General features: G+C 71.4%; 11 protein-coding genes and 2 pseudogenes. 6 read left to right on the forward strand and 7 right to left on the reverse strand.

Annotated elements, in window-relative coordinates:
* Positions 1-579: 579 nt before the first annotated feature.
* Positions 580-1,314, forward strand: coding sequence for a hypothetical protein (locus ACXAHD_RS15560; protein ID WP_475051365.1), 735 nt, complete (start codon positions 580-582; stop codon positions 1,312-1,314).
* A gap of 2,910 nt (positions 1,315-4,224) precedes the next feature.
* Here ACXAHD_RS15560 and ACXAHD_RS15565 read toward each other — a convergent pair.
* The 3 genes and pseudogenes from ACXAHD_RS15565 to ACXAHD_RS15575 form a co-directional block, all read right to left on the reverse strand.
* Positions 4,225-13,254 (reverse strand): annotated as a pseudogene (locus ACXAHD_RS15565) (toxin glutamine deamidase domain-containing protein); the annotation flags it as partial.
* 27 nt (positions 13,255-13,281) lie between these two features.
* The gene (locus tag ACXAHD_RS15570) at positions 13,282-13,623 is read right to left on the reverse strand and encodes a hypothetical protein (protein WP_475051352.1); all 342 of its coding nucleotides are present in this window, start codon (positions 13,621-13,623) and stop codon (positions 13,282-13,284) included.
* Entirely contained in the window at positions 13,620-14,012 is a 393-nt protein-coding gene (locus ACXAHD_RS15575) for a YbaB/EbfC family nucleoid-associated protein (RefSeq protein WP_289211864.1), read from the reverse strand. The genes ACXAHD_RS15570 and ACXAHD_RS15575 overlap by 4 nt, the downstream gene beginning before the upstream one ends.
* A gap of 157 nt (positions 14,013-14,169) precedes the next feature.
* Here ACXAHD_RS15575 and mycP point away from each other — a divergent pair, with 157 nt between their 5' ends.
* Complete coding sequence (gene mycP, locus ACXAHD_RS15580; RefSeq protein WP_281552619.1) at positions 14,170-15,474, forward strand: type VII secretion-associated serine protease mycosin; 1,305 nt, start codon at positions 14,170-14,172, stop codon at positions 15,472-15,474.
* Between the two features lie 10 nt (positions 15,475-15,484).
* On the opposite strand, the gene ACXAHD_RS15585 is transcribed toward mycP, so the two are convergent.
* The 3 genes from ACXAHD_RS15585 to eccB form a co-directional block, all read right to left on the reverse strand.
* Positions 15,485-15,769 carry a WXG100 family type VII secretion target gene (locus tag ACXAHD_RS15585; RefSeq protein ID WP_281552618.1) on the reverse strand — a complete coding sequence of 95 codons (285 nt, stop codon included), beginning with the start codon at positions 15,767-15,769 and terminating at the stop codon, positions 15,485-15,487.
* Between the two features lie 14 nt (positions 15,770-15,783).
* Positions 15,784-16,107 (reverse strand): WXG100 family type VII secretion target, encoded by a 324-nt coding sequence (locus ACXAHD_RS15590; protein WP_416597939.1) that lies wholly within the window; start codon positions 16,105-16,107, stop codon positions 15,784-15,786.
* A 185-nt stretch (positions 16,108-16,292) separates the two neighbouring features.
* A complete protein-coding gene (gene eccB, locus ACXAHD_RS15595) occupies positions 16,293-17,708 on the reverse strand; it encodes a type VII secretion protein EccB (RefSeq protein WP_475051354.1) in 1,416 nt (471 codons plus the stop codon).
* Between the two features lie 124 nt (positions 17,709-17,832).
* On the opposite strand from eccB, the gene ACXAHD_RS15600 reads away from it, so the two are divergent.
* Positions 17,833-18,591 (forward strand): SUKH-3 domain-containing protein, encoded by a 759-nt coding sequence (locus tag ACXAHD_RS15600; RefSeq protein ID WP_281552616.1) that lies wholly within the window; start codon positions 17,833-17,835, stop codon positions 18,589-18,591.
* A gap of 24 nt (positions 18,592-18,615) precedes the next feature.
* On the opposite strand, the gene eccD is transcribed toward ACXAHD_RS15600, so the two are convergent.
* Complete coding sequence (gene eccD / locus ACXAHD_RS15605) at positions 18,616-20,001, reverse strand: type VII secretion integral membrane protein EccD (RefSeq protein WP_475051357.1); 1,386 nt, start codon at positions 19,999-20,001, stop codon at positions 18,616-18,618.
* A 125-nt stretch (positions 20,002-20,126) separates the two neighbouring features.
* On the opposite strand from eccD, the gene eccCa reads away from it, so the two are divergent.
* The 3 genes and pseudogenes from eccCa to ACXAHD_RS15620 form a co-directional block, all read left to right on the forward strand.
* Complete coding sequence (eccCa, locus tag ACXAHD_RS15610) at positions 20,127-24,083, forward strand: type VII secretion protein EccCa (protein WP_475051360.1); 3,957 nt, start codon at positions 20,127-20,129, stop codon at positions 24,081-24,083.
* Between the two features lie 79 nt (positions 24,084-24,162).
* Positions 24,163-24,759, forward strand: a complete 597-nt coding sequence (locus ACXAHD_RS15615; RefSeq protein ID WP_475051362.1) for a hypothetical protein — start codon at positions 24,163-24,165, stop codon at positions 24,757-24,759.
* A gap of 31 nt (positions 24,760-24,790) precedes the next feature.
* A pseudogene (locus tag ACXAHD_RS15620) lies at positions 24,791-25,817 on the forward strand (hypothetical protein); the annotation flags it as partial.

Here is a 25,817-nt window from a genome sequence, read left to right on the forward strand (position 1 = left end):
CGGCGGCAGCTGCGCCCACCGCGCGTACGCCTGCGGGGTGCCGCCGGTCAGGCCGAGCTGGTCGACGAGTACGCCGATCTCGGCGCGCAGCGCCACCCGGGTCGGCGGGTCGGCGGCGGTGTAGCGGGCCGTCAGCGCCCGGATCCGGGTCAGCCGGGGATCGGCTGGTCCACCGTCGCGACTCGCGGCCAGATCTGGTGCCCGCTGATCCGGCCCTGCCGCCTCGCCGCCGCGTACTGCTTCATGACCACCGGTATCGGCAGGCTGCCGTGCACCGTCACCGTCCCCGACTGGTCGATGATGTAGCAGCCCATCCCGACGTGCGCCCCCGTCGCCCGCTGTTCGGTCGACGGTGTCTCCTTCGCCAGCCAGCCGAACTCGAACGGATGCAGTTCGATCGGATTCGCCGTCCCGACCAGCCGTGCGATCAGTTGCTGCGCGTCGTCCTCCGTCATCGCCCGGCACCCCACTTGCTGTCGTGGGTGACGTCGATACGCTGCGGTCATGTCCGACGCCAGCGACGCCCGGCCCGCCGTCAGCGACACCCTGTACGCCGCCATCCTCGCCGACCCCGACGACATGGACCTGCGGCTGCGCTACGCCGACGCCATCGAACCCACCGACCCGGATCACGCCGAGCTGATCCGCGCCGAGATCGCCTGCGACCTGGCCGTCATCGCCGGCACCCCGGTCAGGGACGAGTTGTCCGATCGGGCCGCCGTACTCAGCCACCGGCTGACTCCCCGACTCGGCGCGCCCGTCGCCGGCCTGGTCACCAACTGGCTCGTCCGGCGCGGATTTGCCGAGTTCGTCAAGCTGCCGGGGGCCGATTTCCTCGACCGGGGCGCGGAGATCTACCGCCGAGTCCCGGTCCGCCACGTCTGGCTCACCGACGTCGGTCCGGACCTGATCGGCCCGATCGCCGCGAGCCCGCTGCTGGCCCGACTCACCAGCCTCGGACTGAACAACAACCCGATCGGCGACGACGGACTGCGCACCCTGCTGGCCTCCCCGTACCTGCGCCAACTCCGCTGGTTGGGCCTGGTCAACTGCGGCATCACCCCGGTGGGTGCCGAACTGTTCGCCGAACTCGCTCCCCGGGTCCTGCCCGACCTGCGGTTCGTCTACTTCGCGCGCAACCGCGCCAAACTCGTCCCCTACGGTGCCGGCTTCGACGCCGTCGGTGGGCAGGACCCGATCGACGTCTACGTTCCGGAGATCGCCGAGCGGATCACCGCCGAGCACGGGCCGCTGCCCTGGCTCGACCCCGACATCGCCTGGCGGGGTGGGTACGTCGACTTCGGCCAGGTGTGACCGGGGTGGTGGCGAGCTCCGGTTCGCCTCGGCGATCCGCTGGGCGTGGAAGCGGATACTCGGCGGGATGTTGCGTGAGTCGTCGGGCAGCGCTGCGGCCAGTTTGCCCAGCTCGGACTCCACCGATTGCCGGAACTCGCCGAGCGACAGAATGAGCGGGCGGGCCACCGCGGCGGCACCAAGGATCCGCAGCTGGCCGGAGGCGTCGGACAGGCCGAGAATGTCGTGGCTGCCGCCACGGGTGGTCGCCGGCCCGTGCAGCGGGCGCAACTCCAGTGTGCTGGCGAGGGCGGCGACCCCGCCCGGGTATTCGGGGGCCTGGCCGATGGAGAGGACCATCCGGTCGTACTCGTGGCGGGTGCCGTCAGTGAAGTCGACCAGGAACGTACCGTCCACAGTGTGCCGGGCGGAGACGATCTCGCGCAGCGACTGGCTGATCCGGCTATCGGTGGCGGCCACGTCGTACGCGCCGACCTCGGGCAACGTGTTGCGGCGGTTGTAGCCGCCGGAGAAGCTGCGCTGGAACCGCAACTCGGCGTCCCGGGCCGGGTCACCGGTGCGGTCGGCCGGCGGCAGCCCGACCGCGCGGGCCGACCAGTCGATGGTGGCCGCCGGTGACGCGGCGGCCTGCTCGATGTCCCAGGCCCCGGAGGCACCCGCGCCGAACACCAGCACCCGGTCACCTGGCTGGTACGCGTCGGCCAGGTTCTGCCCACCGAAGTCGACCCGGGGGCGCGCTGGCCGAGGGTCGGTAAACCGGCCATCGGCGTCGAAGCCGAGCCGCTGGGCGGCACCGGCCGGCAGCGCCGCCGGGTCGACCGGGGAGCCGTCCGGCCCGTACGGCGTGCCGGACGTCCGGTCGACGGCGTACCCGCTGTCCGGATCGACCACCAGCAGATCGGTGAGCCGGCCGGCGGTGTCAGCCAGCAGCGGCGGGTCATCCTGGCTGGTACCCGTGCCGGTCAGGATGTCGGTGTCGGTGCCGCCGAGGACCGTACGGACCGGGGCGGGCAGCGTCGCCGGGTCGACGGCCACGCCGGTCGGGTCCCGGAACACCGGCACCGGACCGGAGAGGTCGACCTGGTAGCCGGTCGCCGGGTCGACGTACCGGCCGGTTGTCGACGCCGGCGCGGCCGGCACCCGCGCCGGGCCCGGACCGGCGGCGATGTCCACGGTGGCGGCGTAGAAACCGCGCTCGCCGATCGTCACCCGGTAGTTCGCGCCATCCGGCCAACCGGCCGCAGCGTCGGCGCTGGTCGGGCGGGGGGTAATCGCGGTCGCGGTGCCCTGGTAGCTGGGCATCCCGGTGTACGCGCGGGCCGCGCCGACCGCCGCAGCGAAGTCACTGGAGAGGGCAAACTGGGTGCCTTCGTCGGCGAAGTCCGCCGGCTGGAACGGCAGGCCGGGGATCTCCAACTCGGTGGGGACCTGCCCCATCAGCAGCTGCTGCCGATCCGCCCACGGGTCGTGGCCCTGCGACACCGCCAGCACCGGCGGCAGGCCGTCCCCGGTGTCCGGCGGCGCGTCGAGGGTGGCGAAGTCGGCCGTGGCCGCCCAGCCGCCGCCGATGACCAGCCGGTCGAAGACGTGCTGCGGGTCGGCGTCGAGCGCGGCGTCGACCCGGTCGGTCAACGCCAGGTCCGCCCGGTCGCGGGCGGCGGTCGCCTGCGCGGCCCACTGGCGGGCCGCCGCCCGTACGTCGGCCTGGACGACCCGGATCTCGTCGGCCAGGCCGGGTCGGTCGCGGGCGGCCGTGAGCAGCCCGGCGAGGTCCGCGAAGGCCGGCCCCAACTGGGTACGGACGGCAGCGAACCGGGCGTCCGTGGCGGCCGTCCCGACCACCGGTACGTTCGGCACCAGGCTGTGCACCCGGTGCCCCGGGTACGGCTCCAACAGCCCACTGCTGATCAGCAGGCCGACCGCTTCGGCGTGCAGCTGGGCTACCTGGGCCGGGTCGGCGTGCCGGCCGGTGCCGGCCTGCGCCAACTGGTCGGCGACGGTACGCAGCTCGGCCAGCCGCCCGATGTCCCGCGCGGTCAGGTGCCGCTGCCCGTCACCCTCGGGCCGGGACCCTTCGGCGAGCGCCGTCGTCGCATCGGTACGCAACCCGTCGGCCCGCTCCTGGGCGATGGCGTCTACTTCGGCCAGTGCGGCGGCGACGGCCCGCCGGACATGGTCGGTGGAGGCCCGGTCGGACACCCGTACGGTCGCCCCGTCGGCGTGCGTCGCGATGGTGGCGACGGGGGCCACCGTCGTGTCGGGCGGCAGCGAGGTCACGGCGAGCGTGACGGTCACCGGCCCGGCTGAGGTGTCGAGGGTGACCGTGCCGGCGTCCGGGTCGGCGACCGCACCGGCCGGCAGCAGTCCGGTGTCGAGCGCGTCGCGTACCGCCGCGGTGACCGCGACCGGGTCGGCGTCGTGCAGCGCGCCCCCGAAGGTCGTCCCGGCGGCGGCGCTGACCAGTCCGTCCGGCGCGGCGCTGAGCGACCCGTCCGGCCCGGCGGCGGCTAGTGGTTCGGCTCCGGCTCGTCCGTCAGCGGCCACACCTGGCGGCCGGTCGTCCGGCCCGCCCGGCGGGCCGCCGCGTACTCCTGCATGATGATCGAAGGCGGCATGCTCCGGTGGGCCGTCACCGTCCCGTCGTGGTCGATCACCCAGTTCCCCTGGCCCAGACCCAGCCCCTGGGTGCGTTCCGTCTCCGAGAGGATCTCCCTCGCCACCCAGCCGAACTCGAACTCGTGGAGAGCCATCCGGTTCGGCGTCCCGACCAGCCGCTGGATCAGCTCCTGCGCGTCGTCCCGAGTCACTGTTGGTCCTTCCCCGTGTCGTCGGCGCGTCCATCGACCACAAGGTGTGCGTCGCCGCCAGGTACTCGGCGGGCGGCTGCGTCGCGGTTCCGCCGTACTGCGGATCCCACCACACCGGCCCGTCGGCCCCGTACGGGTAGACGATCAGGAACGCGTGCGAGCCGGCTGCCTGCGCGTTTCCGTCGGCGTCCAGGTGCAGCCGTCCGGTGTCCTGGTCGAAGCTCAGCCAATCGGCGACGACCAGGGCTGCACTACCTGGGCCGGCCGCCGCTACCCGCTGCTGCAGCTGCGCGTACTGCTCGGCGACCGCCGCCACCCGGTCCGCCGGTGCCCCCGGCAGGTCCGCCGGCGGACCGACCCACTCCCCGCCCAACCACTCCTCGGCCCGGCTGATCCCGTCGGCCTCACCCGTGACCCGGTCGATCGTCCCGTCGCCTGCCCGGTCCGGCCAGCGCGGTAGCGACACCATCGGCCGACCCAGAAACGTCGACAACCCCGCCAACGAACAATCCATACAATTGTTGCCACGACCCGACCGCCCCGGACCACCATCATTCACCAACCCACCAAACGGATGCGACGACGGATCCGCACCCACCACAAACCCACCACCCGACCACAACACCGCCTCAAGATCAGCCTGAAAAACCACATCCTCCAACGGCGCCAAATTCAACGGACCAACCGGACGCGGACCCGACAATTCATCGGTGTCGGCGACTACACCGGAGGTTCCGTCAGTTACTCCGGCGGCTCCGCCAGCTACTCCGTCGCCGACGCCTCCGTCTCCGGCCACACCTGCCGACCCGAGATCCGCCCCTGCCGACGCTCCGCCACGTACCGGCTGATCGTCACCGGTACGGGCAGACTCCCGTGCACCGTCACCGTCCCGTCCCGGTCGATGATGTAGCTCCCCAGGCCGACCCGCATCCCCGTGCCGCGTTCCTGTGGACTCAGGATCTCCTGCGCCAGCCAGCCGAACTCGAACTCGTGCAGCGCCATCCGGTTCGGCGTCCCGACCAGCCGTTGGATCAGCTCCTGCGCTTCGTCCCGAGTCACTGTTGGTCCCTCCACCTGCTGCCGGCGCGTCCATCGACCACAACGTGTGAGTGGCGGCGACGACGTGCGTCGGCGGCACCGGCCACGTCTGGCCGTCCTGCGGATCCCACCACACCGGGCGATCGGCCCCATGCGGGTAGACGATCAGGAACGCGTGCGAGCCGTCAGCCAGGGCGTTGCCGTCAGCGTCGACCTGCACCTGCCCGGTACGCTCGTCCACACTGAGCCAGTCGGCGACAACCAGGGCGGCACTGCCCGGCCCGGCCGCCGCCACCCGCTGCTGCAACTGCGCGTACTGACGGGCGACCGCCACCGCCCGCTTCTGCGGCACACCGGGCAGGTCAGCCGGCGGACCGACCCACTCCCCGCCCAACCACTCCTCGGCGCGGTCGACACCGGCCGCCTCGCCGGTCTGCCGGTCGACGGCGCCGTCCGGCAGGATGTCCGGCCAGCGTGGTAGCGACACCATCGGCCGACCCAGAAACGTCGACAACCCCGCCAACGAACAATCCATACAATTGTTGCCACGACCCGACCGCCCCGGACCACCATCATTCACCAACCCACCAAACGGATGCGACGACGGATCCGCACCCACCACAAACCCACCACCCGACCACAACACCGCCTCAAGATCAGCCTGAAAAACCACATCCTCCAACGGCGCCAAATTCAACGGACCAACCGGCCGCGAGCCGGCCAGCGGCGCATCGCCGCCCGCCACGGGTACGGCCCGGTCGGCTACTCCGGTGGCGGGCCCGGCTCCGGCCACACCTGCCGACCCGAGATCGGGCCCTGCCGACGCTCTGCCGCGTACTCCTCGACCACCACCGTCGCCGGCAGGCTCGGCTGGGCGGTCACCACGCCCGTCAGGTCCACGATGAAGCTCCCCTGACCGATGTGCATCCCGGCTTGCCGTTCCTGGGTCGACAACTCCTCCCGGACCAGCCAGCCGAACTCGAACGGATACATCTCGATCGGGTTCCTGCTGCCCAGCAGTCTGCTGATCAGTGCTCTGGCCTCGTCCTCGGTCATCGACTACCCCTCCCTGCTCCGGCAATGTCGACGACTCACCTGCGGCATTCGCCGACGCCAGGCTTGTTGACGCGGTATCGCGGCCCTCACCGGACACCGGCCGGGTGCCGGTCAGGTCGGGCTGGCCTCCCGGCAGATCCGGGTCAACTCCGCCTCGCTCGGCAACGGCACCGCCGTGAAGTGATGCGTCACCGACTCCGCCATCACCCGATCGACGAGCCTGGTCTGCTCCAGGTCCGGCGTCGAATAGAGAAACGCCGCTGCTACGTCCGGACGGAAGTTCCACCTCTGCGTCGGGCGATCCCAGATCACGGCCTGCACCGGTCCGCGCTCCTGAGCCAGCGCGAGCACGTTCGCCGGAGTCCCATCCAGCTCCCCTGGCGGGTACATCAGATAGTAGATGAATGTCATAGTCAGCCGAAACCCTCCCTTGCGCTATCTGATCGGCAAGTCCCACGAAGTCCACCTGATCGAGACCGAGACGGCCAGCAAACTCCGAAAAGGTGATTCCTTGCTCATTCAACCATATCGCGAAATCACTGGCAACGTTGCGCCGCCTAGAATCACTTATCCATTTTGCAAATCCATTTTGGATCGAATTTCCGTAAGTTTCAGAAATCAGTTTCAGGCCGACCGGAAGTTGCGACGACAGCCCAGTCGATTTGTTCATTATCAAAATATTCAGAAACGCTTCAACCCTACTCTCGGACGACCGAACAGGATCTCGGACGACCTCGTACCAACCGTGGGTCTGCTTACCAACTAGCCAGCTTCGCTTTGTCGGAAACTGGATCTCGAATACGCGACCACTGGGAGATACAAGAACGCTGTTCAGCCCATAGAACCTGTTCCCCGGATTCCAGTAGGACTTGACCTGTTGAACCTCGTATCCCCGGCCAACCAGGCCATCCAACGTCTCATTGACCGCCGAGCCATAATGTCGCTCTGGCGCCAGGAGCGAAAATCGAACTAGATCACCGACCTTGCCGAGCGCCCCTTGCAGATCAAGCCCGATAGGCTCAAATTCCACCTTGAACTTCCGCGCCAATGACTCAGCATGCTTCACCCGATGCTCGAGACCTACTGGCGTAAGCATCTCCGGCCCGACGAGTCCAATCTCCGCGCCGGCCTCGGCAGCCGCCTCAACCAGGTCTGCAAGTACAATATCGGCGTCTTGGCGAGCAGCAAGCAGAGCCGTGGCCAGGAGCTCCCGGTCGCTAGTCGAAAGGCTGTCCAGGTAGGGGATCGGCTCTAAACTCCCGGCTGAATCGAACGAAGGGTCGCTTGCGACGAGAGAAGCCGTCAGGTCCCGCTGGCCTCCTGGCAGATCCGGGTCAACTCCGTTTCGCTCGGCAACGGGACCGTCGTGAAGTGATGCGTCACCGACTCCGCCGTCGCCCGGTCCACTCCTCGAAAGTTGTTGCGCTCCTGGTTCACGAACAGCACTGCTATCGCGACGTCCGGCTGGCAACTCCACTTGGCGGTCTGTCGATCCCAGGTCACCGCCATCGTCGGGCCCGGATGGTTCGCTAGGGCGATCACGTTCGCCGGGTGGTCCGACGGACGTGTCGGGTGGTACAGCAGGAAGTACTGGAACTCCAAGTCCGCCACCCACATCACCTCTCCGGTCCAGCCCGAATCCGGGCACGTCAGTGTAATCAAGTCCCCGAGCCGTAAGCACGTCGACGAGAGTCTGTTGAGTTGTAGTGAGCCACTCGCCATAGCCCTGCCGAACAGTGTTGTCCGGAGCCGTACCTGAGTCGAGCTTGCCTAGCCACGCCGCAAGTCCATTGAACTGCGCCGGCCCGAACCGGTCTGCCAGAACATCGAGGCCACCGGGTAGCCTGTCGGCCAGTCCGGCAGCCTTGTTCAGCGCGAGAATGTCGAGGAAAGCGTTGACGCGATCAGCCGAATGAGAGTCCCTGTCCCGCAGCACCTCATACAATCCGTGAGTCGCTTTTCCGACTCGCCAGCTCGCCTCGGTCGGAAACTGAATCTCGTACAGCTGACCCTCAGACGATCGAAGAGTGACGTTGAGGCCGTAGAATCTGTTGCCGAGATGCCAGAAGACCTTGCCGGTCACCACTTGATGATGAGCCGACTCAAGGCCGCTGAGGACACGGTCGACCGCGGTACCGTAGGCGGGCCCAGCGGGGCTCTGCACGGAGAAGCGGACGACGTCGTTGATCACGGCGAGCGCGGCTGGTATGTCATCGCCAACAGGGCGGTGCTCTGTCACGAATTTTCTGGCCAGCGACTCCGGATCCTTGACCCGATACTCGGTCCCGAGCAGCCTGAGTTCCTGCACACCGGTCAGGTCACCCATCATTTGTAGCCCGACGAGGACGTCGTCCAGCGTTGCCTGGATCGCCTGCGCGCTCTCCCCCGCAGCCGCCACGCCATGCTCCAGCTCCTGCCGCTCGGCTTCGGACAGCCGATCGAGATAGCTCGTCGTATCCGCAGCAGGGCCGCTAGTTATCGGCTGGCCTCCTGGCAAATCCGGGTCAGCTCCGGCTCGCTCGGCAACGGGACCGTCGTGAAGTGATGGGTCGCCGACTCCGCCGTCGCCCGGTCCACTGCCCGGACGCTGTGGCGCTCCGGGTCGGCGTACAGGATCGACGCCGCCACGTCCGGTCGGAAGCCCCACCTCGACGTCGGACGGTCCCAGATCACCGCCTGCGTCGGCCCGGTGCCGGCCGCCACCGCTATCAGGTTGACCGGCGGCTGGGTCTGGTCGTCCGTCCGATACAGCAGGTGGTAGCGAAAGGTCAGGGTCGGCATCTGTGCTTCCTATCGCATCGGGATCGAATCCGGGCAGGTCGGATGGGTCCAATCCTCGCGCAGCCAACTCCTGCCGGAAGCTGCGACTCGGGTCGGCGGCCAGCCAGTCGACGTAGTCCTGCCGCAGGCCGGCCTGGTCCTGTTTGCCGATCCACTTGGCGAAGCTGGTGTCCTTCGGGGGGCCGTACCGCTCGGTCAGCACCGGCATGCCACCCGGCATCCGGCCGGCGATGTCGTGCGCCTTGTTGACGGCGAGGATGTCGAGGAAGGCGTGCATCCGGTCGGCCGGGGTCCGCGCCGGGTCGCGCATCACTTCGTACGGGCCGTGTGTCTCCTTGCCGATCGCCCAGCTGGTGGCGGTGGGGAACTGCACCTCGAATGTTCGGCCGGTGGGCGTGACGAGGGTGCAGTTCAGCCCGAAGAACCGGTTACCGGTGTGCCAGAAGCTTTTGACGTCGGTCACCTGGTGGCCGCTGGCGGTCAACGCGTCGAGCACTCCCGCGACCGCCGGCCCGTACGCGTCGGTCTCCGGTGCCCGTACGGAGAACCGCACCACGTCGTTGATCTCGGCGAGCGCCTCCGGGAGGGAATAGCCCTTCGGCTCGAAGTCGGTGCTGAACTTGCGGGCCAGCGACTCGGCCCCTTTGACCCGGTACTCGCTGCCCAGCGGGGTCAGCGCGTCGGTGCCAGCCAGGCCAAGATCGGTGTTGAGCCGGTCGCCGATCGCCCCCAGTTCGGCAAGGATCGTGTCGGCGTCGACCTGGGCGGCGGCCAGCTCGGCGAGCAGCGTGGCCCGGTCGGGCTCGGTCAACGCATCCAGGTACTCCGCTTCACTGGTCGCCCCGGTCGTCGACACCGCAGTCGTCTGCGGGCCGTCGGCCGGCACCGGATTGCCGTCGGCGTCGAGGACGATCGACCAGACCCCGTCGACCTCGCTGCCGTAGATCGGCGCGGTGTCGGAAACCTGCCGGCTCTGCGCATCGATCCAGATGATCTGCCCGTCGTGGTTGACGGCGTTCCAGGTGTGCGCTCCGCCGCCGGCCGCGGCGGTCCAGCTGGTGATGATCAGCGCGGCGGATCCGGGGCCGGCACGCCGCAGCTGGTCGGCGACCGCGTCCAAGCCGGCCGGCCCACGGCCGGCAGGCGCGAAGGACGCACCCAGCCACTGTTCCTGACGTCGGGTGCTGTCCGGCTCGGCGGTCACCGACGCACCGGTCGCCGCCGCGACCTGTGGGTCGCCGTACCAGGTGGCGAGGACGGACAGGCCGACGTCGGCGCAGTTGGTGCCGCGACCGGGGTTGGCCGGGCCGCCATCGTTGACCAGCTCCGGCCAGCGGCCGCCGCGCGGGTCGGGGTGCCGGGCCGGGTGGCCGTCCGGCCCGACCGGCACCTCGTCGGTCAACGCCTGCTGGTCGGCGGGATCCGGTGGTACGAGACCCTGCCCGTCGCCGGTTGGTCTGGTTTCCGGCAGCGCCCGGCCGTCGCCCAACGCGCCGGAATCCGGCGGTACGGCCGGGCCGGGCATCCGTTCGGTGTCCACCACCGGGGTGACGCCGAGTATTTCCAACATCGGCCCGCACGACCGGCAGGGTGGTCGGTAGTCGCCGCGTTCGTACACCACGTCGACGTCCTGGGCGCGGCGGAACTGGTGGGTGACGATCCGCGCCCCGGCCAGCTCCGATCGGGCGTACGCGTCGAAATCGCCGATCCGGCCGGCATCCTGCCACTGCCGTTCCAACTGGTAGACCACATCGGACACCAGGGCGACCTCGGCGCACCGCCCGTGCCCGCTGCCGACCCGGCTGACCTGCTGAGCGACCTCGGCGAGCACTGTCTCGACCAGCGGGTGCGGCGTCGGCTGGGTGGCCGGGTCGGTGCTCTGGTCGGCGGTCATGCTGCTGTGTGTGTTGAGCTGCCCGCTGCGGGTCATCAACGCGCCGACCACGCCCGGCCGTTTACCCATCGAGATCTGTTCGCCGGGAGTGGCCTGCTGCTGGTGCCGGGTCACCGCACCCGTAACGGCGTCGGCCAGGGCCCGGGACGCGTCGATGAGCGCCTGGTCGGCGTCCGCGCTGTTCGGATCGCCGTCGAACTGGACCGGGTCCAGCTGCCAACTGTGCGTACCGGTGCCGGTAGGGCCGGCCGACCGCTGCAGGGTCTGCGGGTCGACGGTGGTGCCGGAGGATGGTTGCCGGGGCGCCGGGCCGGACGGCTGGTCCGGCCCGCCGGTGGTCGCGGCCGGCGGCGGCGCCGTGGTGGTGGTCCCGGGCGGGATGCCGACCGACTGGCCGGGCTGAGCCGGTGCGGCCGGTGCGGCCGGTGCGGCCGGTGCGGCCGGTGCGGCGACAGCCGGCCCGAAGCTGACCGACCTGGCGGAGGGTCCGGCGGCAGGTCCGGCAACCGGTGCCGGTGGCCGGACCGGTGCCGAGGTGGTGCCGGTCAACGAGCTCTGGGGAGCAGCCGTGGTGTTGCCACCGGCCGTCGACGCCGCTGTTGCCTGGGCAGTCGTCTGGGCTCCGGTCTGGACCGGCCCGGGTGTCGACGTCGCAGCCGGTGTGGACGACGCAGCCGGTGTGGACGTCGAACCCGGTGTGGACGGGGAGCTCTGCGGGCCGGCGGCGGTCACGGCCGGAGCCGCCGCCTGCGCCGACGTACCGACCCCGGCCGGAGCACCGGCGGCGACCTGTACCGGCGGCCCGTCGTCCGCCCGAGTCGGCCCTACGCCGTCCGACGCCGTGACGTCCGGCGAGGTGATGTCCGGCGACGTGATGTCCGGCGAGGCGGTGCTGGTCGACGGCGCGTCGGTCGACGGCGCGTTCGCCGGGCTGGCGGTGTCGCCCACGCCGACCACCGACGGCTGACCCGAGGTGACCACCGGTGGAGGCTCGGCACCAACAGTCGGCTGGATGCCGGGTTGGTCGACGACCGTCGGGGCCGCCTGGGTCGTCGGGGCGTCCTGCGTGGTCGGGGCCAGCGAGATGGAGCCGGCCCCGGAATCCGGTACGGTCTGCGGCGTCGGGTCAGCCGTGACCGGAGCCGGGACGGCGGTACCCGTACCGCTGGCCGGGTCGGACCCGAGCGCGCCAAGGTCGATCCCGGCGGCGTCCACGCTCGTCAACTGAGCAATGCCGGCCAGGTCGACGGTGCCGGGCACGCCGGTCGGCGGCGCGACACCGCCCAACCGGTTGGCCCAGCCGGCAGCCGTGCTGCCGGCTGACGCCGCCGCCATGGTTGCACCGCCCCGACCGGCACCGCTGGTGAATCCACCGAGCGCCCCCTGCCAGCCGGGGCTGGTCCACTGCTGGTTGACGGCGAGGTTCGCGGCAACGCTGGCCGCCGGGGAGATCACCGCGTTCTGCATGCCGGCGGTGACCGACCGGCCGCCCCAGCGGACGACGCCAGCGCCTCGGAAGTCCATTGCCGGCGGCCGGAACGACACCGGCACCCGGGGTGCGACCGTGTTACGCAGCAGCCGGTTGCCGCCGAAGCCGAGCATGCCACCGAACGCGCCGCCGACCCCGGCGGTGAGGGTCCGCCGGCCGTCCCAGTTGTCGCGGTTGCCCTGGGCGACCTGGAACGCCTGGGCACCGATGTCGATGATCAGCTCTTCGCCGATCTCCTGAGCCAGCTCGATGCCCAACTGGGTGCCGAGCCGCTGGGCACCGGCGCGGGTGACGTGCGTGGTGGCGATCCGGGCCGAGCTCTGCAACGCGGCCCGCATCCCGGCCTGGGTGAGCATCTGCCGGCCGAGCTGGGCCAGCAATCGACGGAACGCGACGGTGACCGCCTGCCGGCCGGCGGCGAGGATGCCGGGGATGGCACCCGCGGAGACGCCGCCCAGCCAGGCCATCAGCAACGCCACGAACACCGCGATCACCGTGATGGCCACCGCGATGAGGATGGTCAGCTTGGCGTACTCGATCTCGGTGGCCGCGGTGTCACAGCCGTTCGCGAAGGCGGCGGCGGCCTTCTGCAGGACCGGCAGCCCGGTGTTGGGGCCGACCCCGACCTGCTGCCAGAAGTTGGCGAACTTGGCACCCGCGTCGCCGCCCCAGCTCTCGATGACCCGCAGCGCGGCCGGGTCAGCGTCGGCCAGTGCGACCCGTACCACCTCAGCGAGCTCGCGCCAGGCGGCGGCGAGCTCGCGCATCTGGTCCTCGTCACCGGTCGGCCACGCCTCACCGGCGCTCACATAGGTGATGGCGTCCCAGACCCAGCCGTACTCGCCGAACCACTCCCGGGGATTGATGATCGCCACGTCGTGGGCCCTCCGACAGCGACCGGGCTACCTGCCGCCGCCGAAGCTGTCGCCGACCGCGCCGTCGTCGTCGACCGTGCCGTCGACCGAGGTGACGATCCGGAGTCCGGTGTCGGCGAACGCGGCGCAGAGGTCGTCCCCGGCGTCCAGGGTCACCTTCGCCGGTGCTTCGTCACCGCCGTCCAGGTAGTGCTCGTTGAACGTCCGGCCGGCCTCGTCGTCGCCCCACGGTCTGGCCTCGTTGAGCGCCCGGATGGTGCCGGTGACACGGGACCACTCGGCGGCGAGTGTCTCGGCCGCCGCGCCGAGCGTGTTGCCGGCCGGGCGGGCCAGGTCCGGGTTGAGGAAGGTCTGCTGCGGCTCGGTCATTTCCGGTCACCCCCGGGCAGGTCGGTGTCGAGCTGGCGGAAGATGCCTTCGAGGTCGAAGTCCATGTGTGCCTGGAACTGCGCGTCGGGCACCAGCGGGCGGCAGATCCGCTCCACTTCGGCCATCGCCTGGGCGGTGGCGGCCCGGATGGTCTCGGTGAGCGTGGTGGACAGCTGCGCGGCGTTCGGCCGGCGGTAGATCCGCGGGTCGAGCTCCACCTTGGTCACCTGCCCTCTCGGCCCGACCGTCACGGTGACGAGCCCGTCGTCGGAGGTGACGGTGGCCGACACCGCCCGCAGTTGCTGTTGCAGGTCACCGACGCCGGACCGCATCCGGTCGAACTGTGCCATCAACTCGTCGGCACGGGCACGCAGGCCGTGCACGTCCATCGTGTCCCTCCCCGTCGCCGCGTCACACCGGGCGCTGCCGGGCACCGACGGTGAGCCGTCATGACGACGATACTGAATGTGTGCCAGCCGCACGAGCCCGCTGGTCGCCGCCGCTGGATAGGATGCCGGGCGGTACGGGAGGTCTGGAGGTCAGCTGATGCGGTCACCGACCCTGCTGCCGGCCGTCGCGCTGGGCGTACTGCTGACCGTCGCGCCGAGCGTGCTGCCGGTTGTCGCGGCGGCACCGGCGTCTGCCGCTCCGGGCAGTTGCCGCAGCCCGGCCGACCCCGGCCCGGTGATCCGTCAGATCTCCTGGCATCAGCGCTGGTTGGCGCCCGAGCGCAGCTGGCCGGTGACCGACGGGTCGGGGGTACGGGTCGCGGTGATCGACTCCGGTGTCGACGCTGACCATCCGCAACTGTCCGGTCAGGTGACTGCCGGCGCCGACCTGACCGGTGTCGAGGCCGACGGCACGGTGGACTGCGCCTCGCACGGCACCGCCGTGGCCAGCCTGATCGCCGCCACCAGGGTGGACGGCGTCGGCTTCCATGGCATCGCCCCAGGGGTGACGATCATGCCGATCCGGGTCACCGAGCGGATCCAGGCGCGGCAGGACGGCTCTGCCTCACCGGCGGACCGGTTGGCCGAGGCGATCGACCTCGCGGTGGCCAGCAGCGCGAAGGTGATCAACATGTCGCTGATCATGTACCGCGCGGACCCGGCGGTACGGGCCGCGGTCGAACGCGCCGTGCAGGCCGACGTGGTGCTGGTGGCCGCAGCCGGCAACAGCCACCAGCAGGGCGCGTCGCCGGATCCGACGCCGTACCCGGCGGCGTTCGACGGGGTGATCGGCGTCGGGGCCATCGACGAGAACGGCGTACGGCTGGCGGACTCCCAGGTCGGTGACTACGTGGACCTGGTGGCGCCGGGTGGGGCGGTGGTGGCGGCGAGCCGGGTGTCCGGACACGCGGTGGTCGCCGGCACCAGCTACGCCGCCCCGGTGGTGAGCGCGGCGGCGGCGCTGCTGCGGGCCGCCGAGCCGGAGCTGTCGGCGGCCGACGTGGCCCGGCGGCTGACGGCGACGGCGGATCCGGCACCCGGCGGCCGGTCGGCGGGCTACGGCCACGGGGTGGTGAACCCGTACCGGGCGGTGACCGAGCGGTTGACGGCGGGCGAGCCGGTCGCCGCGCCGGCGCTGCCGACGGTCGTGCCGGATGCCGTCGCGGCGCAGCGGGCGGCTCGCTGGCAGCGGCTGACCGAGATTGCCGTGGCGGTGGCCGCCGGTACGGCGTTGCTGATCCTGCTGGTCGCGGTGGCCGTGGCGGCGCTGCCGGGTGGCCGACGCCGCCGCTGGCAGCCGACCCGGCGGATGGTCGGCCGCAGCGGCGCGGCATCGCAAGCCGGTACGCGCACCGATCCGCAGGAGGCGTACTTCGTGGTGTCCGGACCGGCCGGTCGGTGACCGAGTCGGTCTACTCGAACTTGGCCCGGTTGGCTGCCTCGCGTGCCTGCATCCGTATGGCCGCTTCGCGCAGCGCCTTCTCGATCCGGTTGAGCAGGTCCTTGAGGTCGGTGGCGGCCGATTCCCACTCGGCCTGCCGGGTCAGGTACGCGGTCTGTGCGTCGCCCTCCCAGGTCGCCACCAGCGGCTGGATGCCGGTCTTGAGGCCGTCGAGCTCTTGGATCATGTTCTTGGCCGCGGTACCGCAATTGTCGGCGGCGTTGTTCAGCGCGGCGAAATCGTAGCGGATGTCCATCTCGATCCCTCCGGTCAGAGCTTCAGCGCCGCGGTGATCTGGCCGGCGGTCGCGCCCGCCGAATCCATCTCGGATTTGATCTCTTCGTCGCTGACTTCGTAGTCCTTACCGGCCGAACCGACCGCTTCGGCGATCGACCGCAACGCCAGGTTCAGCCGCGCCATGTCCTCGTCGAACGCCTGACGCACCTGCTGGAACGAGCCGGCACCGATACCCTTCCACTGGTCATAGAGCGGCATGAGCTGGTCCATCAACTGGTTCAGGTTGCCGGTCAGCCGGTTCGCGACGTCATCGACGTCCTTCTCAGTCTGAACCATCAGCCCGGTATTGGTGTTCATCCCGGTCATGGTGATCTTCACCCCGTCCTCTGGTGGGATGCCCCGCAATCCGAGGGGCGGTGCCGCATGGTGCGCCGACGCACCATCTGTCATCGGAAACGGTAGTTCCTTGTGTCCAGTGGCGCCAGACCGATACCGATCGACCGACGCCACCTGGCCGACTTCCGCCGATCCACAGTAGTCGTTCAAGCTGGCCGTCGGGCTGCCGCCGGGTCCAGCGCCGGCCCGCCCGGCAGCCGTACCACCAGGCTGGCGGGTAGCCGCACCGGCTCCACCTCGGGGTAGCCGAGCATCGCGGCGACCGCCCGGTCCGCCAGCGGATAGCGGATGCCAAGGTCGGTCACCAGGGTCAGGGTGCCGGCCGGGGCGTCCGGGGCGGGCATCGACTCGACCAACGCGCCGTGACCGGGCTCGATCACCACCCGGTCCGCCAGCGGTACGCCGTCGGCGGTGCGTGCCGGGGTGACGATCGCCTGCGTCGGCGGCTCGACCTGCGCGTCGACCAGCACCTGCGGCTGGTGACTGCCGGGCGGATAGCCGGCGCAGACGCTCTGCCGGCCATCGGTCAGCCGCAGGATGTCCGGCCGGCGCTGCGGCGACCGGGCGCCGGTCTCCCCGGACCCGGCCGCCCGGGGCGCGCCGACCACGGTGGCGGCGGCGACCGGCCGCGCGGTCGGCGGCTCGCCACCGTACGCGTCCCGGGTGCCCGGATCGGCGAGCAGCACCTCGGCCTGCAACTCGGTCAGCGGTGCCAGCCGGTCCCGTTCGGCAAGGTAGTACTGCCGGTCGCCGGTCTGGTTCTCGACCACGTAGATCGAGCCGGTGACCGCGTCCGGCAGTGCGGTCGACGGCTCGCCGCGGCCGGGCACCGGCCGGCTGCCGATCGGCTCCCCGGCCGGCAACGCGTTCAGCCAGGCCCCGCCGACCAGCACAACGGGCTCGGACCGCAGCGCCAGACCTTCCAGGACGATGTCCTCGTCGACCACTTCGTGTCGCTGGTCCCGCCAGATCAACTGCAGGTGCCCGGTGTCGGCGTCGCGGACCAGCAGCGCCCCGTCGCCGGTGGGCCGGCCACCGACCGGCGGCCGGCCGACGGTCAGCACCGTGGTGGTCACCAGCTCACCGGACTCGTCCCGGACGGCCTGGGAGCACAGTGTCCACCCGCCGGTCAGGATCCGCTTCGCGTCGGGCAGCGCGTCCGGTGCGTCCGGGATGCCGATCCGAGCGCCACGCGGCGTACCGGCCAGGGAGTTGCGTGACACGTCGGTCACCGGGGCGAAGGACTCCAGCGCCAGCAGCGCCGAGGCGTAGTTGACCACCGGGTGCAGGTGACCCTCGCGGTAGAGGTACCTGGTGCCGGTTTCCTTCTCCAGGATCACCGAGGCGCCGTCCTGCCAGCTGGTTGCTCCACCGGGGATGATGAAGCCGAACACCCCGACCGCGCCGAGGCACAGCACCGCCAACATGATCCCACCGAGGCCCGCGCCGCCGAGCCGCTGGAACGGTGCGACCGCCGGATCCGGGTCCCTGGCCACCAGCGCGGACGTCATCCGCTGCACGAAGAACTGGTACGACTGGACCTGGTCGCGCCGCGACGGCATGCCTGGCTTCCTTCCACCCGTCAGCGCCGCGCGGCTGCACCACCACTCGGCGTGCTGCCTACCATAGGGTCCGGTGACGACGGCGTACTTTGGGGTCTCGCCTGCAGCCCGGAAGGAAGCATCGATGCTCGGTCGCGACGAGGCGCTGGACCTGGCCCGCCAATGGGCGACCGAGCACGGCGCCGGCACCGACGAACGGATCGGCCTGCACGAGTTCGAGCACGGATACGTCGCCTGGCTGATCCCCACCGACGACGCGGGTAGTCGCACGGCCGGGCCGCCGGCCGGCTCCGGGTCGCCGCGGATCGTGATCGACCGGGAGTCCGGCGAGGTCAGCCAGTGGCCGCCGGTCCCGGTGACGGTTGTCGCCGAGCGGTACACCGCCGCGCGGGCCGCCGACCGCCGGTTCCCGCCGGACGTCCGGCCGGTGCTGGAAGCCGCCGGCTGGTTCCCCGGCCGGGACGTCTCCGCGATGGTCGACCAGTGGGTCGGCCGATGGGCTGGTGAGCTCGACGGGCTGGTCATGACACCGGTCGCCCGCGCGGCGCTGACCGAGTTCGGCGGGCTGACCATCGCCCAGTTCGGCGCCGACGGCACCGCCGACGCCGGCTTCCCGACCTTCGTCCACCCGGTACGCAGCGGCCTGGTCACCGAGGAGGCCCGGGTCTTCGCCGGCGAGTACGACCATCCGGTGTTCCCGCTCGGCGGAAACTCGGACGGCCCCGCCGAGCTGGTCGTCGACGCCGCCGGTCGGGTCCTGCTGCTGCACTGGGCCGGCTACCAGTACGTCGCCGACGACGTCGACACGGCCCTGATCCGGCTGGTCCGGGGCGGCCCGTTCCCGCCGCTGCGCCCGGAGCAGATCGCCGGGCCGGCCGACTGACAGCCGGCTGACCAGCCGGAACCGTCAGCCGTTGATCGCCCGCATGAAGCCGTACAGGCCGAGCACGGCGCAGGCCACCGGCACCACCGCCAACTGCAGCACCACGTCCAGCCCGTCGCCGAGCCGGGCCAGCCGGGGCGTCGGCGGGCGCCGGCTGTAGACCATCCCGGCCGCCAGCACCAGCGCCACCACCAGCAGCACCACCGGCAGCAGGGCCAGCCGGGTACCCGCCGCCATCCCACCCGTACCGATCAGGGTCAGCAGGCCGACACCGACCAGGCCGCCGGCCAGCAGCGGCACCCGGTGCCGGACGGTCGAGACCAGCCGGGCCCGCAGCAGCTGACCGGCCGTCACCACCGCGACCAGCAGCACCGCGCCGGCCGTCGCCGAGAAGGTCAGCACCGCAGACCCGGCGGCGACCACCACGGCGGTACCGAACATCAGGCCGGTCAGCACCTCGTCGGCGCGGGCCGTCGCCCGGTAGATCTCCGCCCGGTCCGGCTGCGGATCGTCGCGGACCAGGTCCTCAGCGGTACGCGGCAGCGCCGGCATCGGCAGCTTGCCGGCCCGGACCGAGATCAGCGGCAGCGCCGGCAGCAGCAGGGTCACCGCGGCCACCAGCACCGCCGCGGCGCGCGGCCCGTCCAGCGGCCCGACGGCCAGCAGCGCCCCGGTCGTCCCGCTGACTCCGGCGAAGATCGCCGCCACGAAGACCCGGCCGGCGTCGCCGACGCCGAGCATGCCGAGCACCCCGGTCAAGGTCAGCGCCGCCGAACCGACCAGCAGATGCGGCGCCCCCAGCTCGGTGACCGGTTCGCCGCCGGCCAGCGCCACCGCACCGCCGACGAACGCGTACGGCAGGGCCAGGGCGGCGAGCACCGCGCCGGCCAGCGAGTCGGCCATCGCCCGGGACAGCAGCACGCCGACCGCGACCAGGACGGCAGCGGCGCCGAGCAGGGCCGCCCCGGCAGCCACCCCGGTGCCGTCGGCGGTCACCACCGCGACCAGGGCGAGCAGCAGCAGAACGGCCCCGGCAAGCAGGCCGGTAAGCCGGGTGGCGGCCGGCGTCCAGGGCAGCCCGCGCCGGCGGGCACCGGCGGCGATCGCCTCCATCAGGTCGTCGTAGGCCAGCTCCGGCCACTCGGTGCGGCGGGGCAGCAGATGCAGCATCTCGCCGTCGCGGACCTGCTGCGCGGCGAGCGTACGGTTGAGGTCCAGGGTGGATCCGTTGGTACGGCGCAGCGCCCAGCCGCCGTCGGCCGTACCGTCGGAGGGGTTCTCGTCGGCCTGCCGCAGCACCGCCGGGAGCAGCCCGACCAGCGGCAGGTGTTCGGGCATGGCGAGGTCGATGCGTCGGGTCGGTGCCACGACGGCGATCCGGGCGAGTCCGGTTCCGGCCTGGGTGACCACTGCTGACTCCTCATCAAGCCGCGCGGGCTGTCCTGACTCGAGAAGGCTACCTACCATGTGCCGGTGCCATCGGTGCCGGTAGCGACCCGGCTTCCGGGTGTGACGACGACGGGGAGGATCGATCCGTGGGTACGGTGGTGATACGGCGTCCGGCCCGCCGGCCCGAGCCGGAGTACCCGTCCGGCGAGGTCCTGCTCGACGCGCCACCCGAGGTGCCGGCGCCGACCGGACGGTCCTGGGGGCAGCTGATGATGCTGCTGCCGATGCTGGCCGGCTCTGTCGCAATGGCGTTGATGTACGCCGGCCGGGGCGGTTCGACACTCAGCTACGTCGCCGGTGGCCTGTTCGGCCTCTCCGCGCTCGGCATGCTCGCCACCCAACTGTCCAATCAGGCTGGTGGGCCGAGCCGGCAGGAGATGGCGCAGCGGCGACGCGAGTACCTGGCGCATCTGTCGCGGCAGCGACGCCGGGTCCTACGGACCGTACGCCAGCAGCGGGAGGCCGCGTTCTACCGGCACCCCGACCCGCAGACGCTGTGGTCGGTGCCGGTCGGCCCCCGGCTGTGGGAGCGCCGACGCGGCGACCCCGACTTCGCCACCGTACGGGTCGGTCTCGGGCCGCAGGAGCTGGCGACGCCGCTGGTCCCACCGCCGCCGACCGCGCTGGAGAAACTGGAGCCGATGTGCGCGTTGGCGCTGCGACGGTTCCTGACCAGCTACGCGACCGTGCCGCAGCTGCCCGTGGACATGGCGCTGCGCGGCTTCGCCCGGGTGCATCTGCGCGGCGACCCCGACGCCGCCCGGGCCCTGGTCCGGGCGGTGATCGCCCAGGCCACCGCGTTCCACGCGCCGGACGACATACTGGTGGCGGTCTGTCCGGCCCCGGCCCGGCGGGAGCACTGGGAGTGGGTCAAGTGGCTGCCGCACGCCCTGCACCCGACCCGCACCGACGCGACCGGCGCGCTGCGGCTGGTGTCGCCGACCGTGACCGGCCTGGAGGCGATGCTCGACGACGTGCTCACCAACCGGCCCCGGTTCAACCTCACCGGCGGCGGCTCCGCCACCACCTCCGGACCGCACCTGCTGGTGGTGCTCGACGGTGGGGACCCGGCCGGCTCCGATCATCTGATGACCGACGGCGGTGTGGAAGGGGTGACCATCGTCGACCTGTCCGAGCCACCGCCCCGGGTGCTCGACCGGGCCCGGCTGGTGCTGGAGGTCGCCGCCGACGGGTCGATGACCAGCGTCACCCTGGACGGCCGGGCGCCGATCGGCACCGCCGACACCTGCACGATCGCGGAGGCGGAGGCGTTGGCGATGGAGCTGGCGCCGCTGCGATTGTCCGCCGCGTCCCGTGGCGAGCAGCCGCTGCACCTGGAGCAGGACCTGGCCGACCTGCTCGACCTGGGGGATCCGTACGAGTTCGACGTGGACCGGGCGTGGACGCCCCGGCCGAACCGGGACCGGCTGCGGGTGCCGCTCGGGCTGACCCCGGACGGCACCCCGGTCGAGCTGGACCTCAAGGAGTCCGCGCAGGACGGCATGGGCCCGCACGGCCTGCTGATCGGCGCCACCGGCTCCGGCAAGTCGGAGCTGCTGCGCACCCTGGTGCTGGCGCTCGCCGCCACCCACTCGTCGGAGACGCTGAACTTCGTACTGATCGACTTCAAGGGCGGGGCGACGTTCACCCGGCTGGACAAGCTGCCGCACACCAGCGCGGTGATCACCAACCTCTCCGACGAGCTGCCGCTGGTCGACCGGATGACCGACGCGATCAACGGCGAGCTGGTCCGCCGGCAGGAGCTGCTCCGCTCGGCCGGCAACTACGCATCGCAGCGCGACTACGAGAAGGCCAGGGCGGCCGGGGCGCCGCTGGAACCCATGCCGGCGCTGCTGATCATCTGTGACGAGTTCTCCGAACTGCTGACCGCCAAGCCGGACTTCATCGACATGTTCGTGCAGATCGGACGGGTCGGCCGGTCGTTGAGCGTGCATCTGCTGCTCGCCTCGCAACGGCTGGAGGAGGGCCGGCTCCGTGGGCTGGACACCCACCTGTCGTACCGGATCGGCCTGCGGACCTTCTCCGCGATGGAGAGCCGGGTGGTGCTCGGCGCCACCGACGCGTACGAACTGCCCCGCTCCCCCGGCCACGGCTACCTGCGGTTCGGCACCGAACCGCTGGTACGGTTCCGGGCCGCGTACGTCTCCGGCACGTACCGCAGCAAGACCGCCGAGGCGGTCGCCGCCGGCGACGGCGACGACCGGGTCCAGGAGTACACCACCCAGTACGTCGCACCCCGGCTACCGGCCGACGCCCGGCAGCCGGCACCCGAACCGGCCGACCCCACCGGCGAAAGCCTGCTCGACATCCTGGTCAGCCGGCTCACCGGCCGAGGTAGACCGGCCCACCAGGTGTGGCTGCCGCCGCTCGGCGACCCGCTGACCCTCGACCAGCTGCTCTCGCCGCTGGTCGCCGACCCGGAACGTGGCATCACCGCCGCCAGCCCGACGCTGCAGGGCGAGCTGCGGGCCGCCGTCGGCCTCATCGACAAGCCGTTCGAGCAGCGCCGCGACGTGCTCTGGCTGGAGCTCGGCGGCTCCGCCGGGCACACCGTCATCGTCGGCGGGCCGCAGAGCGGCAAGAGCACCCTGCTGCGTACGGTCGTGTCGTCGCTCGCCCTCACCCACACCCCGCGTGAGGTGCAGGTCTACTGCCTCGACCTGGGCAGCGGGGCGCTCACCACGCTGCGTGACCTGCCGCAGGTCGGCGGGGTCGCCACCCGGCTGGACGCCGGCCAGGTCCGCCGGACCATCGCCGAGCTGCGGCTGCTGATGGCCCAGCGGGAACGCCGGTTCGCCGAGAACCGGATCGACTCGATGGCCACCTACCGGCGGGAACGCCGGCACGGCGGGCACACCGACGACCCGTTCGGCGACGTGTTCCTGGTGATCGACGGCTGGGCGGCGGTACGCGCCGAGTTCGAGGACCTGGAGCCGGCGATCAACGACATCGCCAACCGGGGGCTGTCGTTCGGCGTACACCTGGTGGTCAGCGCCGGTCGGTGGATGGACCTGCGACCGGCGGTCCGCGACGTCTTCGGCACCCGGCTGGAGCTGCGCCTCGCCGACGCCAGCGACTCCAACCTGGACCGGCGGGCGGCGATGAACGTGCCGGACAAGTCGCCCGGCCGGGGCATCACCCCGGACGGCATGCAGTTCCTCGCCGCCCTGCCGCGCACCGACGGCGACGCCGACGCCGGGACCCTGGCCGACGGGGCCCGGCGGTTCGTCACCGACGTCGCCGCCGCCTGGCAGGGCCCGGGTGCGCCACCGGTGCGGCTGCTGCCGGCGGTGGTGCCGTACGACTCGGTGCCGGACACCGGACGCCCCGGCGTGCCGATCGGCATCGCCGAGGTCGACCTGCAGCCGGTGCACCTGGACCTGGGCACCGATCCGCACTTCATCGTGTTCGGCGACGGCGAGTCCGGCAAGAGCAGCTTCCTGCGGGCACTGGCCCGGGGCATCACCGACCGCAACGACCTGACCCAGGCCCGGCTCATCGTCGTCGACTACCGGCGCAGCCTGCTCGGCGACATCAGCGAGAAACACCAGATCGGGTACGGCACCTCGGCGGACGTCACCGCCGGCATGCTGACCGAGGTGGTCAACGTGATGCGTGACCGGCTGCCCCCGGCGGACGTGACCCCGGAGCAGCTGCGTACCCGCAGTTGGTGGCGTGGCCCCGACCTGTACATCCTGGTCGACGACTACGACCTCGTCGCCGGTGGCGGCGGCAACCCGCTGCTGCCGCTGCTGGAGTTCCTGCCGCAGGCCCGCGACATCGGGCTGCACCTGGTGATCGCCCGGCGTAGCGGCGGCGCCAGCCGGGCGCTGTACGAACCGATCCTGATGCGACTGCGTGAGCTCAGCTCGCCGGGCCTGGTGATGTCCGGCAGCCGTGACGAGGGGGTGCTGCTCGGCAACGTCCGGCCCGGCCCGCTGCCGCCGGGACGGGGCTGGCTGGTCACCAGGCGGGAAGGAACCCGGCTGGTCCAGTTGCTCCATTTACCGTCCACATCGTGACTCTCGGTCCACGGCAGGTGCGGTGACGCGATAGTTTTGTGGATACCGATATACGCGTGCGGGGCCCGGGGGAGGGATCATGGCGGACGACAGCTGGCTGGTCAACGAGACGATCAACGTCGACATCGAGCAGCTCGACGACTTCGCCCAGTGTGTGATGGACGAGCTGCGGCTCAACTTCCAGCCGAGCCTGGCGAGCGGCATCAACCACATGCTCACCATCCCGGTGCCGTTCGGCGGGTCGGGGATGTCCGAGGGCCGGTTCTTCCAGGGCCGGCACGACGAGAACCGCGAGGCGGCCACCCTGCTGCTCGGCGAGGTGGCGAAGGGCCTGGCCTCGCTGGCGACCGCCGCCAAGTCGATCTCCGCCGAGTACCTCGACGGCGACGCCCTGGTCGAGGCCGACCAGATGACAATTTACACCGCGTTCTCCAATCTAGAAGGCGGCGAGACGCTCGACGATCTCTGGCAGGATCCGGAGAGCGGCATCGAGGATCCGAGTCTGGTGGTCGATCCGGACGAGGAAACCTCCTCCTACGCCCCCGAGGCGGCCGACCGGGACCTGTCGCTGTACGAGGCCGAGACGATCGGTGAGGGCGACGGTGCCTACGACATCCGCGCCGACGACGAGGACATGCACGACGATGAGCTCGACAGCCCGTCGGCCGAGCACTGAGCAGCGCGCATAGCGACGTCGAGGAGCGGGGATGTCCGACGAGTACTTCGGCTGGCAGCCGGTGTCGATCCCGTACGTGAACGCCGTGAACGACTACGTCGTCCACGACTACGCGGATCCGAACCAGCGCTACGAACCCACCGTGTGGGCCAAGGAGACGACCAACATCGAGACGATGTGGGGTTGGATCCAGAACGAGAGCGACGAGCGGGTGATCGCCGTCGCCGACATGTGGCACCGGATCGGCGTGCTGCTCGACAGCACCCGCACCAACCTGCAGCGGTACGCGACGGCGCTGGCCGCCAAATGGCAGTCACCGGCCGGTGAGTACTTCATGCAACGGGTGGGCGCCACCCTCTACTCGCTCGACGAGTGGAAGGAAGCCGCCGACAGTAACCGCCGTGGCCTGGAGCAGCTGGCCGGCAAGATCGAGTCGACCCAGCAGGAGTTCCGCAGCCTCTGGGAGCAGTACACCGTGGAGGCGGCCGACCCGGACAACGGCCTGCAGTGGTCCGACGCGTACGACTGGATCCCGGGCACCACCGGCCGGACCCGCAAAGACGTGATGGACGACTACTTCGAGCGTGCCCGGGACATCATCAAGCCGTTGGCCGACATGTACATCGACGTGTACCTGAGCCACATCACCCGGGGCACCACCTTCCGGGGCCCGACCGACGCGGCGGTGGTTGACCCGTCGGGCGCTCCTCCCGGCGGCCCTGGGGCACCGTCACCCGGCGCGCCGCCGGGTGGTGCGCCGGGCGCACCGTCACCCACGCCACCGCCGCCGGTGCCGAACGGGCTGCACCTGGCCGGGGGCACCGTCGGCCCGCCGACCGCGCCTCCCCCGGTACCCAACCTCCCGCAGACCGGCGCCGGGCCGGCGCCGAGCCCGCCAGCGGCGGTGGTGCCACCCGGCGTCACCCCCGGGCCGCGACCGGTGGCACCGGGGGTCAGCCGACCCGGGCAACCGCTGCCGGGTGCGAACCGCCCGAATCCTCCGCTCCGGCCGCCCGGTCCGCCCCGGCCGGCGCTGCCCGGGGCCGGTGGTCCGCCGC

This window comes from Micromonospora sp. ABR4_055 (genome assembly GCF_056160425.1).

Coding starts and splice junctions, on each gene's coding strand:
- ACXAHD_RS15560 (WP_475051365.1), top strand. CDS start 580: ATGGACCTGCGGCTGCGCTACGCCGACGCCATCGAACCCACCGACCCG.
- ACXAHD_RS15570 (WP_475051352.1), bottom strand. CDS start 13,623: ATGACCGAGCCGCAGCAGACCTTCCTCAACCCGGACCTGGCCCGCCCG.
- ACXAHD_RS15575 (WP_289211864.1), bottom strand. CDS start 14,012: ATGGACGTGCACGGCCTGCGTGCCCGTGCCGACGAGTTGATGGCACAG.
- mycP (WP_281552619.1), top strand. CDS start 14,170: ATGCGGTCACCGACCCTGCTGCCGGCCGTCGCGCTGGGCGTACTGCTG.
- ACXAHD_RS15585 (WP_281552618.1), bottom strand. CDS start 15,769: ATGGACATCCGCTACGATTTCGCCGCGCTGAACAACGCCGCCGACAAT.
- ACXAHD_RS15590 (WP_416597939.1), bottom strand. CDS start 16,107: ATGAACACCAATACCGGGCTGATGGTTCAGACTGAGAAGGACGTCGAT.
- eccB (WP_475051354.1), bottom strand. CDS start 17,708: ATGCCGTCGCGGCGCGACCAGGTCCAGTCGTACCAGTTCTTCGTGCAG.
- ACXAHD_RS15600 (WP_281552616.1), top strand. CDS start 17,833: ATGCTCGGTCGCGACGAGGCGCTGGACCTGGCCCGCCAATGGGCGACC.
- ACXAHD_RS15615 (WP_475051362.1), top strand. CDS start 24,163: ATGGCGGACGACAGCTGGCTGGTCAACGAGACGATCAACGTCGACATC.